This is a genomic window from Bacillus sp. AFS002410 (assembly GCF_002556365.1).
Lineage (GTDB): Bacteria > Bacillota > Bacilli > Bacillales > Bacillaceae_G > Gottfriedia.
The window spans coordinates 80,731-98,542 of the sequence record NZ_NUEU01000009.1 but is presented as its reverse complement, the minus strand read 5'-3'; the positions used below and the strand labels follow the sequence as shown (position 1 = coordinate 98,542).

Genomic DNA, 17,812 nt, shown 5'->3' with positions numbered 1-17,812 from the left:
GATGACGACAGAACTTCTATCTGTAAACAATTTAGTAACAACGTTTCGAACAGCTGACGGAGAAATCCCAGCTGTTCGAAATGTATCCTTTTCAGTAAACAAAAGCGAGACTTTATGTATCGTTGGAGAATCTGGTTGTGGGAAAAGCATTACATCATTATCCGTAATGGGATTATTGCCAAGTAATGGATCAATTAAAAGTGGCTCTATTCAATTAGAAGGAACAGATTTAACTAAGCTAACAAATGATGAACTAAGAAAAATTAGAGGTAATAAAATATCGATGATTTTTCAAGAGCCAATGACTGCTTTAAATCCTGTTATTACAATTGGGTATCAACTACGTGAACCACTAATGATTCACCAAAAGCTTACTAAACAAGAAGCAAATAAAAGAGGTATTGAACTTTTAAAACAAGTTGGTATTCCTTATCCAGAAAAAAGAATGCATCAATATCCTCATGAATTAAGCGGCGGAATGAGACAGCGGGTTATGATTGCCATTTCATTAGCTTGTACGCCAGGACTTTTAATAGCGGATGAACCAACAACAGCACTTGATGTCACGATTCAGTCACAAATTTTAGATTTAATCCATGATTTACAAGAACAGCTTGGAATGGGTGTCATCATGGTTACACATGATATGGGAGTCGTTGCTGAAATTGCTGATAAAGTGATGGTTATGTATGCAGGAGAAAAAATTGAAGAAGGCCCTGTAGAAGAGATCTTTAATAATCCAAGTCATCCATATACAATTGGTCTATTAAACTCTGTACCAAATGTTGATGATCCAGATTTTGAATTGGAAGCTATTCCAGGCTCGACGCCGAGCTTAAACGAACAAATAACTGGCTGCCGTTTTCATCCACGCTGTGAACGTGCCCTTGCGCGATGCAAAGTTGAAGTGCCAAAGGAATTTAAAATAAAAAATGGGCACACGGTTAAATGTTGGTTAAGTGAGGAGGATGCACTATGACTCTAGTAAAAAGTAAGTCACCTTTATTAGAGCTTCGAAATGTAAAAAAGTATTACCCAATTCGTGGAGGATTACTAAAAAAAGTACAAGGTCACGTTAAAGCCGTTGAAGCAGTAAGCCTTTCATTATTGGAAGGTGAAAGCTTAGGAGTTGTAGGAGAATCGGGCTGCGGTAAATCTACTTTAGGTAAGACAATTTTAGGTCTTGAGGAAATTACAGATGGAAAAGTAATTTTTAGAGATACAGAAATTCAGCATTTATCCAATAAAAACCGAAATGATTTTAAGAAACAAATGCAGATGATTTTCCAAGATCCATATGCTTCATTAAACCCAAGACAACGAATTGGCGATGCGTTAGAAGAAGTATTTGTAATTCATACTAATCTATCAAAACAAGAACGAAAAGAGAAAGTAATCGGATTGCTTCGTGAAGTAGGTTTAAATGAAGATCATTACGATCGCTATCCCCATGAATTTAGTGGTGGACAACGCCAACGTATTGGAATTGCTAGAGCGATTGCTCTAAATCCATCACTAATCATTTGTGACGAAGCAGTATCTGCACTTGACGTGTCAGTACAAGCACAAGTATTAAAGCTCTTAAAATCATTACAAGCAAAATATCAATTGACTTATTTATTTATCTCCCATGATTTAGGAGTAGTTAGATATTTCTGTGATCGAGTTTTAGTAATGTATTTAGGTAATACTGTTGAGCTAGCTCCAGTAGACAAATTATATAAAAATCCACTACACCCTTATACAAAGGCGTTATTATCTGCGATTCCCCGTCCAAAAGTCGGAAAAAGACATGAGAAAATCCGTTTGACAGGTGAAATTCCAAATCCAGCTAATCCACCTTCTGGTTGTACATTCCGTACACGTTGTCCACTTGCGACAGATCTTTGTGGCCAAAAAAAGCCAGAGTGGAAGGAAGTAGAAGAAAATCATTTTGTTGCATGTCACCATGTAGAAGCATAAAGGAGAAGATACTAAATGCAGTTTGATCATTTAAATAATCCATATTCAGCACAACGTCATACAACATTTGGAAAAAATGGAATGGTGGCAACATCCCAGCCTTTAGCAGCACAAGCAGGGCTAGATATATTGAAAAAAGGTGGTAACGCAATTGATGCTGCAATTGCTACCGCAGCCGCTTTAACGGTAGTTGAACCAACATCAAATGGAATAGGTGGCGACGCCTTTGCATTAGTTTGGGTGAAAGGGGAGTTACATGGCTTAAATGGTAGTGGGCCAGCACCAAAATCAATTTCAATCGAAAAGTTAAAAGAACAAGGAATTGAGAATATGCCAACTCACGGTGTTATTCCTGTTACAGTACCAGGAGTTCCTGCCGCATGGGCAGCATTATCAAAACGATTTGGTAAATTACCATTAGAAGAAGTTCTCCAACCAGCAATTACCCTTGCAGAAGAAGGCTTTCCGATCTCGCCAATTCTAGGGAAGTTTTGGAATATAGCTTATGAAAAGTTTAAAAAACAATTTACTACATCTGAGTTTGACGAATGGTTCAAAACATTCACTCCAGATGATCGAGCTCCGGAAATCGGTGAAATGTGGTCATCCAAATCGCATGCTAAAACTTTACGAGAAATTGGAGCAACAAATGCAGAAAGCTTTTATCGTGGAGAGTTAGCAGAAAAAATTGCTTCATTTATGAAAGAGCATAATGGATATTTAAGTTTAGAAGACTTAAGTGAATATAAAGTGGAATGGGTAAAACCAATCTCTACTAATTATCGTGGATATGATGTATGGGAAATCCCGCCGAATGGACAAGGTATGGTCGCGTTAATGGCATTAAATATTGCTAGAGGTTTTAATTTTTCTACAAAAGATGAAGTTGATACATATCATAAGCAAATAGAAGCTATGAAACTAGCTTTTACTGATGGAAAAGCATTCATTACCGATTCAGAACATATGAATATCGATGTCGATGAGCTATTGTCAGAAGAATATGCTGCATCACGTAGAGAATTAATTGGTGAAAAAGCGATTGAACCGGAAAATTACACTCCTCCAAAAGGTGGTACTGTTTACTTAGCTACTGCTGATGGGGAAGGGAATATGGTTTCTTTTATTCAAAGTAACTATATGGGATTTGGATCAGGAATCGTCATTCCAGATACGGGTATTGCACTCCAAAACAGAGGGCATGACTTTTCGTTAATTCCAGAGCATTCAAATTCACTTAAACCAGGTAAAAGAACATATCACACGATAATTCCTGGATTTTTAACAAAGGATGGCGAAGCGGTTGGTCCATTTGGCGTAATGGGCGGATATATGCAACCACAAGGCCACGCACAAGTTGTAATGAATACGGTAGATTTTCTATTAAATCCTCAAAGTACATTAGATGCACCTAGATGGCAATGGATGGAAGGGAAAAAAGTGGTAGTTGAACCTCATTTTCCAAATCATCTTGCTCAAGCACTTGCTCGAAAAGGCCATCAAATTCAGATTGCTACGGATTGTAGCAGCTTTGGTAGAGGCCAAATTATATGGCGTAATCCACAGAACGGTGTGTTAATGGGAGGAACAGAATCTCGAACAGATGGCGCAATTGCAGTTTGGTAAAGGAATGATTCAATGTTAAATCAATGGCAACTTTTTTTAGCTTTTTTTAGAGTAGGAATGTTAGGTTACGGGGGAGGTCCATCTTCCATACCACTTATACATACAGAGGTTGTAGATAAGTATAAATGGTTAAATAAAGATGACTTTTCCGATGTATTAGCAATTGGAAATGCTCTTCCTGGACCAATCGCAACAAAGCTTGCGGGATATATTGGATGGAGGATAGGTGGGGTAGTGGGTATGCTAAATGCAATAATCGCAACAACGCTACCGACTGTCATCCTACTTATGATTCTATTATCAACGTTAAATCGTTTTAAAGGCATTGCTTGGGTACAAGGTATGTCAAAAGCGGTTGTTCCAGTAGTAGGAGTGATGTTAGCGACTTTAACATGGGATTTTGTAGAAAAATCAAGAGAATCTCTCGGTTGGAAAATTACTAGTATAATTGTAGTAGCTAGTTTTATCCTTCTCTATTTTTTAAATGTACATCCTGCAATACTAATCGGATGTTTAGTTGGATATGCCTTTTTCTCAAAAAGTAAAAATGAAAAGAAGAAGAAGGTGAAGGCATCATGATCTTTTGGAAAATATTCTTGGCATTTTTCTTACCTGGAATTTTCGGATACGGTGGTGGACCAGCCTCTATTCCTCTGATTGAGAATGAAGTTGTAGATAAATACGGATGGATGAGTTCAGTTGATTTTAGTAATGTACTTGCATTAGCCAATGCACTACCAGGTCCAATAGCTACAAAGCTGGCAGGGTATATTGGTTATGCTCAAGGAGGAGCGTTTGGCGCATTTGTTGGATTATTTGCTTCAATCGCACCATCACTTATTTTGATGATTGCATTATTAAGCATATTAATGAAGCACAAAAATTCACCTAAAGTTAAAAAAATGACTGCATTTGTTAAACCGCTAATTGCAGTATTACTTGGCATTATGGCTTTTGACTTTTTCAATGATTCATATAATGGTGTAGGTGTAACTCAAACAATCATTATTAGTGTACTTTCTCTATTATTTTTGGAGCGTTGGAAAATTCACCCTGCATATGTAATCGGGGGAGCACTTGTATATGGAGCTGTATTCTTAGCATAAGTAGTTGAACATTATTGAAGCAACAGTTAATGTGGTGTTGCTTTAATAATGTTTTTTTGCGTTGAGTCTTTTTAAATTTATTACCATAATGTGAAGTGTCATAAAAATAGCAATTATTATAGCATGTAAAAATTATACATATCAACATTTGTGAATTTCGTCACAAAATAGACAATTTATTGACACGAATTTGACATATTAGTTTAAGTCAAAAACCCTTTTAGAAAAGTAAACTATAAGTAACAAGAGATACCGTATGTGATTCTCTAGAAATTACTTAATGAATTATTTGTGAAAAAATGTTCAAAGTTATCCTAAGCTTTATGAAATTTTTTTTGAAATATTCTTTATCCTAAGGGGGATGGACTGTGAGTGTGTTAGAACTTGCAAGAATACAATTTGGTTCCACGACGATTTTCCATTTTTTATTTGTACCACTTTCTATTGGTTTAGTATTTATGGTTGCAATTATGGAAACATTGTATGTTTTTCGAAATAACGAGACATATAAAAAGTTAACAAAATTCTTTGGGCACTTATTTTTAATTAATTTTGCTGTTGGTGTTGTTACTGGTATTATTCAAGAATTTCAGTTTGGTATGAACTGGTCTGAGTATTCTCGATTTGTAGGGGATGTATTTGGAGCACCGCTAGCAATTGAAGCACTTTTGGCGTTTTTTATGGAATCTACGTTTTTAGGTATATGGATTTTTGGTTGGGAAAAACTGTCTAAAAAAATTCATTTATTGTGTATTTGGCTAGTTGCATTTGGAACTGTCATGTCTGCATTTTGGATTTTAGCAGCTAATTCATTTATGCAGGAGCCAGTTGGTTATACGATCAAAAATGGACGTGCACAAATGAACGATTTCTTGGCAATCATTACAAATCCTCAGCTAAAAGTAGAGTTTCCTCATACGATTGCTGGAGCATTAGCAACTGGTGCACTATTTGTAGCTGGTGTAAGTGCATATAAAATTTTAAAGAAACAAGAGATCGCAATCTTTAAGAAAGCATTCAATCTAGCAATGGTTGTCGCTTTAATAGCAGGAATTGGCGTGGCGTTTAGCGGCCATTCTCAAGCGAAGCATTTAATGGAATCACAGCCAATGAAAATGGCTGCAAGTGAGGGGCTTTGGAAAGATAGTGGCGACCCTGCAGGCTGGATGCTCTTTGGTCTGATCGATTCGAAAAAGAAAGAGAATAAATATGAGGTAGAAGTACCATATTTATTAAGTTATCTAGCTTACGAGAAGTTTGAAGGTAAAGTACCTGGAATGAATACATTACAAAAGCAATATGAGAAATTATATGGTCCCGGAAATTATATTCCACCAGTTAATACGACATTCTGGAGCTTTAGAATTATGGCAGGTGCAGGAATGGTCATGATTTTAATGTCGATGCTAGGATTATATTTTAGTTATCGTAAAAAATTAGAATCAAAAAATCTATTCTTAAAGGCAACAATATTCCTTATTTCATTACCATTTATAGCAAATACAGCTGGATGGGTTATGACGGAAATAGGCCGTCAACCTTGGACTGTATTTGGTTTAATGACGACAGCTGCATCTGTGTCACCTAATGTTTCAAAAGGATCACTTATATTCTCTATCATAACTTTTACTTCAATGTACGCAATTTTAGCAGCCGTTTTAGTTTACTTGTTTGTGAAAGAAATTAAAAAAGGAACACATCACGTTAAAAAAGAAGAGGTTCCTACTGTTGATCCGTTTGAAAGGGAGGTCACAATTGTATGATTGGGTTAAATGAATTATGGTTTTTACTTGTTGCAGTTTTATTTATTGGCTTCTTCTTTTTAGAAGGCTTTGACTTTGGTGTAGGTATATCTACGAAGCTACTAGCTAAAAATGATACTGAAAGAAGAATATTAATAAATACAATTGGGCCATTTTGGGACGCAAATGAAGTTTGGTTATTAACTGCTGGTGGAGCAATCTTTGCAGCATTTCCGAATTGGTATGCAACGATGTTCAGTGGCTATTATATTCCGTTTGTATTCGTCTTAATGGCATTGATTGGACGCGGAGTTGCTTTTGAATTTAGAGGGAAAGTTGAAAGTTTGAAATGGGCAAAAGCTTGGGATTGGGTAATTTTCTTCGGTAGTTTATTACCACCATTTTTATTCGGCGTACTATTCTCTAGTATCCTTAGAGGAATGCCGATCGATAAAAATATGAATATATCTGCTGGATTTACTGATTACGTTAATTTATTCACTGTAGTCGGCGGTATAACTGTGACGCTTTTATGTCTATTACACGGATTAATGTTTTTAACTTTAAAAACGGTTGGAGACTTAAGAGATCGCGCACGATCTCTAGCACGTTTAGTAATCATACCAGTATTCCTATTCTTAGTTGCATTTACTGGTATGGCATTTTTTGAAACGGATATGTTTAAAGTAAAAGCGCAAATAACAGTGCCACTTATTTTATTAATCGTAGTATCTTACGTTCTTGCTACAGTCTTCATCATTAAGAAAAGAGACGGTTGGTCATTTACTATGACAGGACTTGGTATTGTACTTACTGTAGGAACTCTATTTACTTCTCTGTTCCCAAGAGTCATGATTAGTTCAATAAAAACAACTTATGACTTAACAGTTTATAATGCATCATCAGGTCCATATTCATTAAAAGTAATGACAATTGTAGCATGTACACTATTGCCATTCGTACTAGGTTATCAAATTTGGAGTTATTATGTGTTTAGAAAAAGAGTGGATGAGAAGGATTTGACTTATTAATGGGAAGAGATCTTATTAAATACAAAGGGATAAAGAGTTTATTTATTATCTTATCTTTTTTAACAATTATACATGTAGCGACAATTATTATTCAGGCATATATGCTTTCACAAGCTATTGTCAAATTGTTCAATGGAAAAAGTAGTAGCGATATTTTATACGCTACTATTTTCTTCATCGTCGCATTTGTCTGCCGATATATTGTCTCAACAATCAAACAGAAGTGTTCGGAAAGCTTTGCAGACATTGCATCGACGGAAATAAAGATGGAAGTTTTAGAGAAGCTTTTTAGACTCGGACCTAGATATGCAAGAAAATCAGGAACAGGAAGCATTGTAACACTAATTATGGAAGGAACTACCCAACTAAAACAATATTTAGAAATCGTTCCTTTGAAAATGATTAATTTAGCCATCATCTCACCAGTAATTGTGGTCTATATTTTCTTTGTTGATAAAGTTTCTGCACTTATATTAATCGTAACATTTCCAATCATTATTATTTTTATGATCTTACTTGGATTAGCGGCTAAAAAGAAATCAGATAAACAATGGAAGATTTACCGAATTTTATCGAACCATTTTACAGATTCACTGCGTGGTCTGGAAACATTAAAATTTCTTGGATTAAGTAGAAAACATATTAAAAAAATTGAAAATGTAAGTGAAAGATACAGAGAAGCGACGATGGGAACTCTGAAAGTAGCTTTTTTATCATCATTTGCGCTAGATTTATTTACTATGCTATCGATTGCTACAGTTGCCGTATTTTTAGGTCTTCGCTTAATTGACGGAGTAATATTATTAGGTCCGGCACTTACGATTTTAATCTTAGCTCCTGAATATTTCTTACCAGTTCGCGAAGTTGGTGCGGATTATCATGCTACATTAAACGGTCAAGAAGCTGGAAAGGCAATGCAGAATATTTTAGATGAGCAGGAGTTTAAAGCTCAAGATACAGCTCCTCTTTCAGAGTGGAGCCATAAAAGTACAATTAATTTGCATGACCTATCCGTAAGCCCTGAGAAAGATGGTCAGACGATTTTATCGAATATAAATTTAAGTATTAATGGGTTTCAAAAGATAGGGATTGTTGGAGAGAGTGGCTCGGGTAAATCAACACTAATTGACTTGATCGGAGGATTTTTGGAGCCTTCACAAGGTACTATTCAAATTTCAGGTGAAGAGGTATCGCATCTTCAATTAGCTGATTGGCATAAACAGTTAATCTATATCCCACAAAATCCGTACATCTTTTCAAAATCATTAAAAGATAATATAAGTTTCTATAAACCTACTGCAACTAACGAGGAAATTGAAGATGCAGCTAGAGAGTCCGGTTTAACTTCTTTAATGAACGAACTGCCGAATGGAATAGAAGAAAAGATTGGTGAAGGTGGCAGAGCGTTAAGTGGGGGACAAAGCCAACGCGTTGCACTTGCTAGAGCTTTTTTAGAAAATCGTCCAGTACTTTTATTGGATGAACCTACTAGTCATCTTGATATTGAAACAGAGTTTGAATTAAAACAAACAATGCTTAAGTTATTTTCAAATAAATTAGTGGTATTAGCTACACATCGCTTACATTGGATGAAAGAAATGGATCAAATTATTGTGATGAACGAAGGTAGCATAGTTGAAGTTGGTACGCACGAACAATTAATGATGAATAAAGGTCATTATTATCGACTAATTCATAGTTAGAGGGAAAAATATGTTAAATAAAAATGGGTGGATTTTACCATATATAAAAGAAAATCGTCGTTTATTTATAGTTGTGATTTTCTTAAGTGCACTGACAATTTTTGCAGCGGCTTCACTTATGTACACTTCTGGCTATTTAATCTCAAAAGCAGCAACTAGACCTGAAAATATTTTAATGATTTATGTACCAATCGTAGCTGTAAGGACATTTGGAATTTTAAGGTCGGCATCTAAATATGTTGAAAGATTAGTCGGGCATCACACTATTTTAAAAATTTTATCTCGAATGAGAACTAGATTATTTAGCAATCTCGAACCGTATGCACTTAATATCAATTCGATGTTTAAAACAGGAGATATTTTAGGATTGCTAGCGAATGATATTGAACATTTACAGGATATTTACTTGAAAACTATTTTTCCTGGCATTGCTGCATTATTTATCTATTTTATTTCGGTAATTGCACTAGGGTTTTTCTCAGTTCCTTTTGCCTTACTAACCGCAATTGTTTCATTTGTATTAATCGGAGTTTTACCACTTTTTTCATTATTAGTTGAAAAAGCACGGACACATCAAATAAAAAAGGAAAAAAGTCATTTATACGAAAATCTAACTGATGCTGTGATTGGTATTAGCGATTGGTTATTTAGTGGTAGGCAAACAAGTTTTATAAAAGAATATAGCAAAATGGATGATTCCTTAAGAAATATCCAAGGCAAAGAAAAAAGATTTAGAAGATGGCGAGACTTAGCTGCACAGTTCGTTGTGGCAATTTTAGTGTTAATGTTGCTTTATTGGGCAGGGAATGAAAGTTTAGCTGGAGAGATACCAAAAACGTTTATTGCTGCATTTGTTTTAGTAATATTTCCTTTAACAGAAGCCTTTATTCCGTTATCAAATTCTCTTGGCAGTGTCCCATTATATTCGGATTCAATCAATCGATTAGATGGGATTAAAGAGGTAAAACGTGTTGAGCAAATACCTGTTTTAGAAGGAAATATTGATGATGATAGACAAATCGAATTTAAAAATGTAAGTTTTCATTATCCTGAAAGCGAAAATATTTTAAACAATATTTCATTTACGATTGAGCCAAATAAAAAAACAGCCTTATTAGGACCAAGTGGATCAGGTAAATCAACGATTCTTAAACTAATTGAGGGAGTAGAGCCTCCTACCCAAGGAAGCGTTAAATTGAATGGAATCGAAAGTGAATCATTCGGCGACCATATTTCGAAAGTTGTCTCTGTACTAAACCAAAAGCCATATTTATTTGATACTTCAGTTTTAAATAATATTCGTTTAGGAAATCCAACGGCAAGTGATGAAGATGTTATAAGAGTAACGAAAATGGTTGAACTGCATGAATATATCGCATCACTTCCGGAAGGTTATCATACTTCTATGCAAGAAACTGGTGTAAGATTTTCAGGTGGCGAACGTCAAAGAATAGCATTGGCGAGAATACTCCTTCAAAATACACCAATTGTCATTCTAGATGAACCAACTGTCGGACTGGATTCAATTACAGAAAGAAAATTACTTCAGACAATCTTTAAAGTTTTAGAAGGAAAAACGGTATTATGGATTACACACCATTTAATTGGTGCAGAAATGGCTGATCAAATTCTTTTCTTAGATAAAGGAACAATCGCAATGAATGGATCACACGATGATCTTTACAGACACGAAACTCGATATCGCAACCTTTTTGAGTTAGATCGCCCATTTACCGTAATAGAATAGACGTAAGTTAAAGGACTCTGACGAATTTGTCGGAGTCTTTTTTGTTCATCAAAATTACAGTTTGACGGAAAATGATTTACATGATATATTTATCTCGAATTCGAGATATATTGAATTCAAAATAAATTTTAATTAATTTTTTCAGTATTCTTCAGCTATAGATTCGCAAAATAAAAATGCTTATATACAAAAAAACTACTATTTGGAGGTATTCGTATGAACGGCTTAAAAGGTATACATCACGTAACAGCAATAACTAGCAGTGCGGAAAAAAACTATGAATTTTTCACTTATGTTTTAGGAATGCGTTTAGTAAAGAAAACAGTCAATCAAGACGATATTCAAACGTATCATTTATTCTTTGCAGACGATAAGGGTAGCGCTGGAACGGACATGACATTTTTTGACTTCCCTGGTATTCCAAAAGGAGCACATGGTACAAATGAGATTTCAAAAACATCATTCCGAGTACCAACAGATGCAGCTCTAGATTATTGGGAGAAACGTTTTGATCGATTAAATGTGAAGCACACAGGAATAAAAACACAATTCGGTAAGAAAACACTATCGTTTGTTGATTTCGATGATCAACAATACCAATTAATTTCAGATGAACATAACAAAGGAATTGCCTCAGGTACACCGTGGCAAAAGGGCCCAATTCCATTAGAATATGCAATAACAGGACTAGGCCCAATCTTTATCCGCGTAGCAAATTTTGCATTCTTTAAAGAAGTAATCGAAAAAGTACTTTTATTTAAAGAAATTGATAAAGAAGATTCATTCCACTTATTCGAAGTTGGCGAAGGAGGAAACGGAGCACAAATTATTGCTGAACATAATGAAATATTACCTCAAAGCTTCCAAGGCTTTGGTACAGTTCACCATGTAGCATTCCGTGTAGAAGATACATCTGTTCTAAAAGAATGGATCAAACGTCTCGACTCATTCCGTTTACCTAACTCTGGCTATGTAGATCGTCACTTCTTCGAATCTTTATACGCAAGAGTAGCTCCACAAATCCTATTTGAATTTGCGACAGATGGACCAGGATTTATGGGTGACGAGCCTTACGAAACACTTGGTGAAAAACTATCATTACCACCTTTCTTAGAACCAAAACGTGATGAAATCGAAGGAATGGTTCGTCAGATTGATACTGTTAGAAGTACGAAGGATTTTGTTAAGGAATAATGTTTGTAAAGGGCACTCACTTTTTTAGTGGGTGCTTTTTTTGTTTGGTGGTGGCGCTGTGCTGCCGCCGATACCGCAACATGACCGGGAAAGCGAACACATTGTGTAATTTATTGATAAAGCTGTGAACTTTGTTGATATAATGGTTATTTTTGTTGATAAAGCATCTGTTTTTGTTGATATAATCGTTAAATTTGTTGATATCTGTATATATCACGCTCCGTTCGAGAGTATTGAGTGGAAAATCACACCTATGGTTAATCAAACTGTTAAAAATTACCTGAAAAAATTAATGTATAAAACGATTTGTTATTCTAATGAAATATTTCACTGAATAAAAATCTTATGAACTAAAATATTTTTTTAGGAGAGGAAACATGAATACTACACCGGATAGGCATTTATCAAAGGATGAAATGGTAAATATAATCCAAAATGGACTAGTGAAGACAAATAATCCAAGAAAGATTGTTATAGTAGGAGCGGGAATTTCGGGATTGGTAGCAGGATCTTTATTAAAGGATGTAGGACATGAGGTAACCATTTTAGAAGCAAATGGCCGAGTGGGCGGTAGGATTTTTACGAAAAGAGCACCCTTTATTAATGATCAGTATTTAGAATTAGGTGCAATGCGTATTGCTTCAAATCACAAGCTTGTACTTGAATATATTAATAAATTTAAGTTGAAAATAAATGAGTTTATAAACGGAAAATCAGAGGATATTATTTATGTAAATGGTGTAAAAACAACGCAAAAGCTATATGAACAAAATCCAGATATTTTAGGTTATCGTGTAGCGGCCGATGAAAAAGGAGTTAATGTAGATCAGTTAATTGAAAGATCGTTGAAAACTGTAATTGACTTTATTAATCAAAATCCTGATGAGAACTGGAAGACCATTATCCAAAATTATGATAATCATTCAATGGATTCATTTTTAAGATATAATCCAATCGGAACACCACTGTCACCTGGTGCTGCGGAAAAAGTGAAGGTACTTCAAGGGATGGAAGGATTTCCTGAACTTGCCTTTACTGCTATTTTAAGAGAGTTCATTGTATTACTTTCAAAGGAAATTAAGTTATACGAGATTACCGGGGGGAATGATCTACTGCCTAGAAAGTTTTTAACACAATTAAAGGAGAATATATTCTTTGGTCAAAAAATGAATAAAATAGTGCAAGAAAATAATCAAGTAACAATTCATTCAGATCATTATACAAGCCATCTGCATTATCAAACTACTGCTGACTATGCCATTATTACCATCCCCTTTTCATTATTAAATTTCATTGAAGTGATCCCAAGAAACTCATTTTCTTATAATAAATGGAAAGCGATTCGAGAATTACACTATGTTCCTTCTACAAAAATTGGACTTCAATTTAAAAGTAGATTTTGGGAAAAGGATGGGACATTAGGTGGGAAATTAATTACGGATTTACCGATTCGGTTTGCTTACTATCCAAGTAATCATAATGGGAATAACGGGTCTGGAATCATTTTAGCTAGTTACACTTGGGAAGACGATGCATTGATTTGGGATAGTATGTCTGAAAATGACCGCATAATGAATGCTTTGAAAGATCTAGCAACCATACATGGAAGTCAAGTTTATACTGAATTTATTACAGGCTATACACATAGCTGGGCTCTTTATCCATACTCTGGTGGGGCTTTTTCTATGTTTAAGCCTGAACAAAATAGAGAACTGTCGCCATATATCTCCACTCCTGAGGGGAAAGTACACTTTGCTGGAGAACATACATCATCTGCTCCTGCATGGATTGAAGGTGCAGTCGAATCGGGCATTCGCTCGGCATTTGAGGTCAATAATCGGACTCTCAATGAAGAATAAAATTCATTTTTCGCATTTCCCGTGAATATAGTGGAGATAGTGGATGTTTTTTTTATTTGAGGGAGTGATCAGTTTGAACGAAAATAACCAAGGACTTCAATTTACCCCTGTTAAAACATATGATGTTTTTCATGGTCCAAATGACCCGTGTCCACCAATCGGGAAAAGATATTTTTCAACACCTCCACATTTATATTTAGGATTTCAGCCACCAGGATTAGAGCAATTTTCATACAAAGAGGCTTTAAAAAAGGGTACTCTATGGAAGGTTTTTTATGACTATTACGAAAATCCATATAAAGCTAGGAGGGATTAAATATGACGCAGCAACTTCCTCCAGAGTATTATCAAGATTTAGAGGAACTTCAAGCAGTTGATTTTGTGCTTGTAGAATTAACTTTATATTTAGATACTCATCAAGATGATCAAAATGCAATCAACCAATTTAACCAATATGCCCAATATAAAAAGCAAATTGAAGCCAACTTTGAATCAAAATATGGCCCATTATATCAATTTGGTAGTAGTTTTTCAGACCAAAACTGGAACTGGCATAAAGGCCCATGGCCATGGCAGGTTTAAAAGGAGGGAGTAGTAATGTGGATTTATGAAAAAAAGTTACAATATCCAGTTAAAGTAAGTACCTGTAATCCCATGCTTGCCAAATTTTTAGTTGAACAATATGGTGGAGCGGACGGAGAATTAGCAGCTGCATTAAGATACTTAAATCAACGATATACAATTCCGGATAAGGTTATTGGACTTTTGACAGATATCGGGACAGAGGAATTTGCTCATTTGGAAATGATTGCTACGATGATTTATAAGTTAACAAAAGACGCAACCCCAGACCAAATGAAAGCTGCAGGATTAGATACCCACTACGCATCACACGACAGTGCACTCTTCTACCATAACTCAGACGGTGTGCCATTCACTACCGCTTATATTCAAGCAAAAGGTGATCCAATCGCAGATTTATATGAAGACATTGCAGCGGAAGAAAAAGCTAGAGCAACTTATCAATGGATCATTGATCTTTCCGATGACACGGATTTAAATGATAGTCTAAGATTTTTAAGAGAACGAGAGATTGTTCATTCGCAGAGATTTAGAGAAGCTGTTGAAATTTTGAAGGATGATCGACAGCAGCGGAAGATTTTTTAAGCTAGATACCCTTTAATAATAAAATTATCAACCTGTTCCTAGTGTTTTCTCGGGAACAGGTTTTTATTTTTTATAAAACATATATGTCACAAAAAGACACACTAAATCGTTATATATATGATTGGAAAATGAGACAAAAGTGAAGCCTAATTCAAGGGTCACAATTTATTCATTTCTAATTCAAGAATGTCACAAAAAGGAACCATAAGTCGTTATATATTCGAGTGGAGATATCCGACTTAAATAAAAGAAAAGAGGTACGAAAATTATGACACAACGTATTGATTATATGAAACAATCACCAGAATTCGTTAACAAAATGATGGCACTTAGCAATGCAGAGAATGAGAGTTCAATCGAAGAAACAATTCTTCATTTAGTACACATTAGAGCATCACAAATGAATGGATGTGGTTTTTGTACAGATATGCACGTTAAGCAAGCTAAAATGCATGGTGAGAGAGAGCTTCGTCTTTACCATATTCCTATTTGGCGCGAGTCTACATTATTCAGTCCACGTGAGCGTGCGGCGTTAACATGGACGGAGATTTTGACTAAATTACCTGAACACGGTGTGCCTGATGAAGTTTATAATGAAGTTCGTGAGCAATTATCGGAAAAAGAATTATCTGATTTAACATTCTCGGTTATGGCAATAAATGCTTGGAACAGAATTAGTATAGCGTTTAAAGCAGTACCTGGATCAGCAGATGTAGCATTTGGATTAACAAAAGCTGGGCTAAAATAAAAATGACAAAAAAGCGCGTGGATTGATCACGCGCTTTTTAAAATTCACGTTCCAAGATGTTGCAGCTTATCTGGGTTCCTGATTATATATACATTTTGAATTAAATTATTTTCGATATGAAGCATGCCGACTGTGTGAATTCCTTCGTTGGAACGGAGAATAAGAGCGGGTTGGCCGTTAATTTGACTGATTTCAATATGTGGAACTCCGTCAACCAATGATGCTTTACGTATTGCACCGAATAGGAATTTTGTAACGTGGTCACTTGATTTAATTGGATTCACAGCAGCGATTACTTTCCCACCACCATCTGCAATTAGTACAGCATTTTGGTCTAGCATCGATACGACTTGATTCAAGTTGCCGTTTTTGAGTGCAGTGATAAATTTATGTGTTAATTCTTGGGAAGCAGTGTCGGAATATATTACTTCTTCAGTACCAATTCCCATTTTTGATTTTGCGCGACTGAATATTTTACGGCAATTGGCTTCGCTTTTTTCTACTAGTTCAGCAATTTCGTAATATTCGAAGCTAAGTGCTTCACGAAGGACAAAAACGACACGTTCTGTAGGTGTTAGCTTTTCAAGTAAAACGAGCATTCCGTATGATAATTGATCTTCAAGTTCGACTGAATCCATTGAATTGTCTTCAGCATAATAAAGGGGCTCGGGAAGCCATTCTCCGAAATATTGCTCCCGTTTCTTGCGAGCTGATTTTTGTATGTCGTGACAGTGGTTTGTTACCATTTTACATAGATATGCCTTAGGTTCGCCTAGTTTGTCTGGGGAAACGTCATATAGCTTTAAAAATACATCTTGGACTACGTCTTCCGCATCTGAAACCGATCCTAACAGCTGGTATGCAAGTTTAAACAATAACTTTTTGTACTTTTCGTAAAGATCTTGCATAGTTTCACATCCATTCTATTTAAACAATTTACTATTGAAGATTTTGAGATAGGGTCTCTTATATAACGAGTTAGGGTAGAATTTTGTGACAGGGTTGATTCTTAAATTTATCTATAACATAAATAACATATCCTAAAATGATTTAATTATGACTTTTAATTGGCAAACGTACGACGAGCGGTTGGTGAATACTCGTTTACAAAAAAACTNNAGTTTTTTTGTAAACGAGTAATTATATATCAACGTGATTTGCCATTATATCAACGGGAATCGGCAATATATCAACGAGAAACAGCGATATATCAACGGAGTTCACAACTTTATCAATATTGTTCACGATTTGTTCGTGTTACGTCCTCTTATTTTTTCTTAAGAAGTGCAATCAGTAAAGCAATCACAGAAAGAACAGCTGCTACAATTGACATTACTAATGAAGTATTACTAGAATTTGACTTCTCAGAATCAGCTTTCTTAGTTGTATCTTGTGTTGCTTTAGCTGGTGCTTCGTTTACAGTTGTGTCCTTCACGATCGTTGTAATTGAGTGTGGAGATTCTGATTTTTCGTCACCAGTCCATTCTACGATACTGCCATCTTTATAGTATTGGTAAGCATCCCATGCGCCATTTACTTCTGAGTCAGGGTTTTTGGCCATGAATACAAATTGTTGAAATTGTCCTGGCAAAATTCCACCATTTTGTGCAGTCCAAGTAACTGATGTGACAACTCCATTTGCATCTTTTGCTTCAGTTAAGTTCCATCCTGGTATTGCTTGGTATGAAACAAATTCAAATTTTGAAGGAACTTTGAGTGTTACTTTTGTTGTAGGTACATCTTTTTCAGTTGGTACTTTCATTGTATAAGTTTCCCATGCACCAGGGGTTGAAGTTTTTGGCATAACGACAACATGTGCACTTGCAATACCAGTAAATAGCAAAGTCATAGCGAATGCTGTGGCAATCGTTTTAGTTGCTTTTGAAATGAATTTTTTCATTTTTTATGTCTCCTTTGAATGTAATAA

17 protein-coding genes are annotated in these 17,812 nt (G+C 35.4%); 15 read left to right on the top strand and 2 right to left on the bottom strand.

The window, feature by feature from the left end; translation table 11 throughout:
* Position 1: 1 nt before the first annotated feature.
* The 15 genes from CN692_RS08190 to CN692_RS08120 all read left to right on the top strand — a co-directional run bounded on the left by CN692_RS08190 (position 2) and on the right by CN692_RS08120 (position 15,885).
* Entirely contained in the window at positions 2–979 is a 978-nt protein-coding gene (locus tag CN692_RS08190; protein ID WP_098118674.1) for an ABC transporter ATP-binding protein, read from the top strand.
* Positions 976–1,962 (top strand): ABC transporter ATP-binding protein, encoded by a 987-nt coding sequence (locus tag CN692_RS08185; protein ID WP_098118673.1) that lies wholly within the window; start codon positions 976–978, stop codon positions 1,960–1,962. Before CN692_RS08190 ends, CN692_RS08185 begins: the two co-directional genes overlap by 4 nt.
* 15 nt (positions 1,963–1,977) lie before the next feature.
* Positions 1,978–3,588 carry a gamma-glutamyltransferase gene (ggt, locus tag CN692_RS08180; protein ID WP_098118672.1) on the top strand — a complete coding sequence of 537 codons (1,611 nt, stop codon included), beginning with the start codon at positions 1,978–1,980 and terminating at the stop codon, positions 3,586–3,588.
* A gap of 12 nt (positions 3,589–3,600) precedes the next feature.
* Entirely contained in the window at positions 3,601–4,167 is a 567-nt protein-coding gene (locus CN692_RS08175; RefSeq protein ID WP_098118671.1) for a chromate transporter, read from the top strand.
* Entirely contained in the window at positions 4,164–4,694 is a 531-nt protein-coding gene (locus CN692_RS08170; protein ID WP_098118670.1) for a chromate transporter, read from the top strand. The genes CN692_RS08175 and CN692_RS08170 overlap by 4 nt, the downstream gene beginning before the upstream one ends.
* 368 nt (positions 4,695–5,062) lie before the next feature.
* The gene (locus CN692_RS08165) at positions 5,063–6,457 is read left to right on the top strand and encodes a cytochrome ubiquinol oxidase subunit I (protein WP_098118669.1); all 1,395 of its coding nucleotides are present in this window, start codon (positions 5,063–5,065) and stop codon (positions 6,455–6,457) included.
* Positions 6,454–7,467 (top strand): cytochrome d ubiquinol oxidase subunit II, encoded by a 1,014-nt coding sequence (gene cydB, locus CN692_RS08160; RefSeq protein WP_098118668.1) that lies wholly within the window; start codon positions 6,454–6,456, stop codon positions 7,465–7,467. Before CN692_RS08165 ends, cydB begins: the two co-directional genes overlap by 4 nt.
* Positions 7,467–9,170: a thiol reductant ABC exporter subunit CydD gene (gene cydD / locus CN692_RS08155; protein ID WP_098118667.1), complete on the top strand. Its 1,704-nt coding sequence runs from the start codon at positions 7,467–7,469 to the stop codon at positions 9,168–9,170. The genes cydB and cydD overlap by 1 nt, the downstream gene beginning before the upstream one ends.
* A 10-nt stretch (positions 9,171–9,180) precedes the next feature.
* On the top strand, positions 9,181–10,917 hold the full coding sequence (cydC, locus tag CN692_RS08150; RefSeq protein ID WP_098118666.1) for a thiol reductant ABC exporter subunit CydC: 1,737 nt from the start codon (positions 9,181–9,183) through the stop codon (positions 10,915–10,917).
* Positions 10,918–11,133: 216 nt separating this feature from the next.
* Positions 11,134–12,111, top strand: a complete 978-nt coding sequence (locus tag CN692_RS08145; RefSeq protein ID WP_098118665.1) for a ring-cleaving dioxygenase — start codon at positions 11,134–11,136, stop codon at positions 12,109–12,111.
* 377 nt (positions 12,112–12,488) lie between these two features.
* Positions 12,489–13,970: a flavin monoamine oxidase family protein gene (locus tag CN692_RS08140; protein ID WP_098118664.1), complete on the top strand. Its 1,482-nt coding sequence runs from the start codon at positions 12,489–12,491 to the stop codon at positions 13,968–13,970.
* A 73-nt stretch (positions 13,971–14,043) separates the two neighbouring features.
* On the top strand, positions 14,044–14,286 hold the full coding sequence (locus CN692_RS08135) for a spore coat associated protein CotJA (RefSeq protein WP_172446201.1): 243 nt from the start codon (positions 14,044–14,046) through the stop codon (positions 14,284–14,286).
* 2 nt (positions 14,287–14,288) lie between these two features.
* Entirely contained in the window at positions 14,289–14,552 is a 264-nt protein-coding gene (locus CN692_RS08130; protein WP_098118662.1) for a spore coat protein CotJB, read from the top strand.
* 15 nt (positions 14,553–14,567) lie between these two features.
* Positions 14,568–15,137, top strand: a complete 570-nt coding sequence (locus CN692_RS08125) for a manganese catalase family protein (RefSeq protein WP_098118661.1) — start codon at positions 14,568–14,570, stop codon at positions 15,135–15,137.
* A 268-nt stretch (positions 15,138–15,405) separates the two neighbouring features.
* A complete protein-coding gene (locus CN692_RS08120) occupies positions 15,406–15,885 on the top strand; it encodes a carboxymuconolactone decarboxylase family protein (RefSeq protein ID WP_098118660.1) in 480 nt (159 codons plus the stop codon).
* A gap of 44 nt (positions 15,886–15,929) precedes the next feature.
* Here CN692_RS08120 and CN692_RS08115 read toward each other — a convergent pair whose 3' ends face one another.
* Together CN692_RS08115 and CN692_RS08110 are read right to left on the bottom strand one after the other, a co-directional pair.
* Complete coding sequence (locus CN692_RS08115) at positions 15,930–16,793, bottom strand: RNA polymerase sigma-70 factor (protein WP_098118659.1); 864 nt, start codon at positions 16,791–16,793, stop codon at positions 15,930–15,932.
* 359 nt (positions 16,794–17,152) lie between these two features.
* A complete protein-coding gene (locus tag CN692_RS08110; protein ID WP_098118658.1) occupies positions 17,153–17,785 on the bottom strand; it encodes a YcnI family copper-binding membrane protein in 633 nt (210 codons plus the stop codon).
* Positions 17,786–17,812 lie beyond the last annotated feature (27 nt).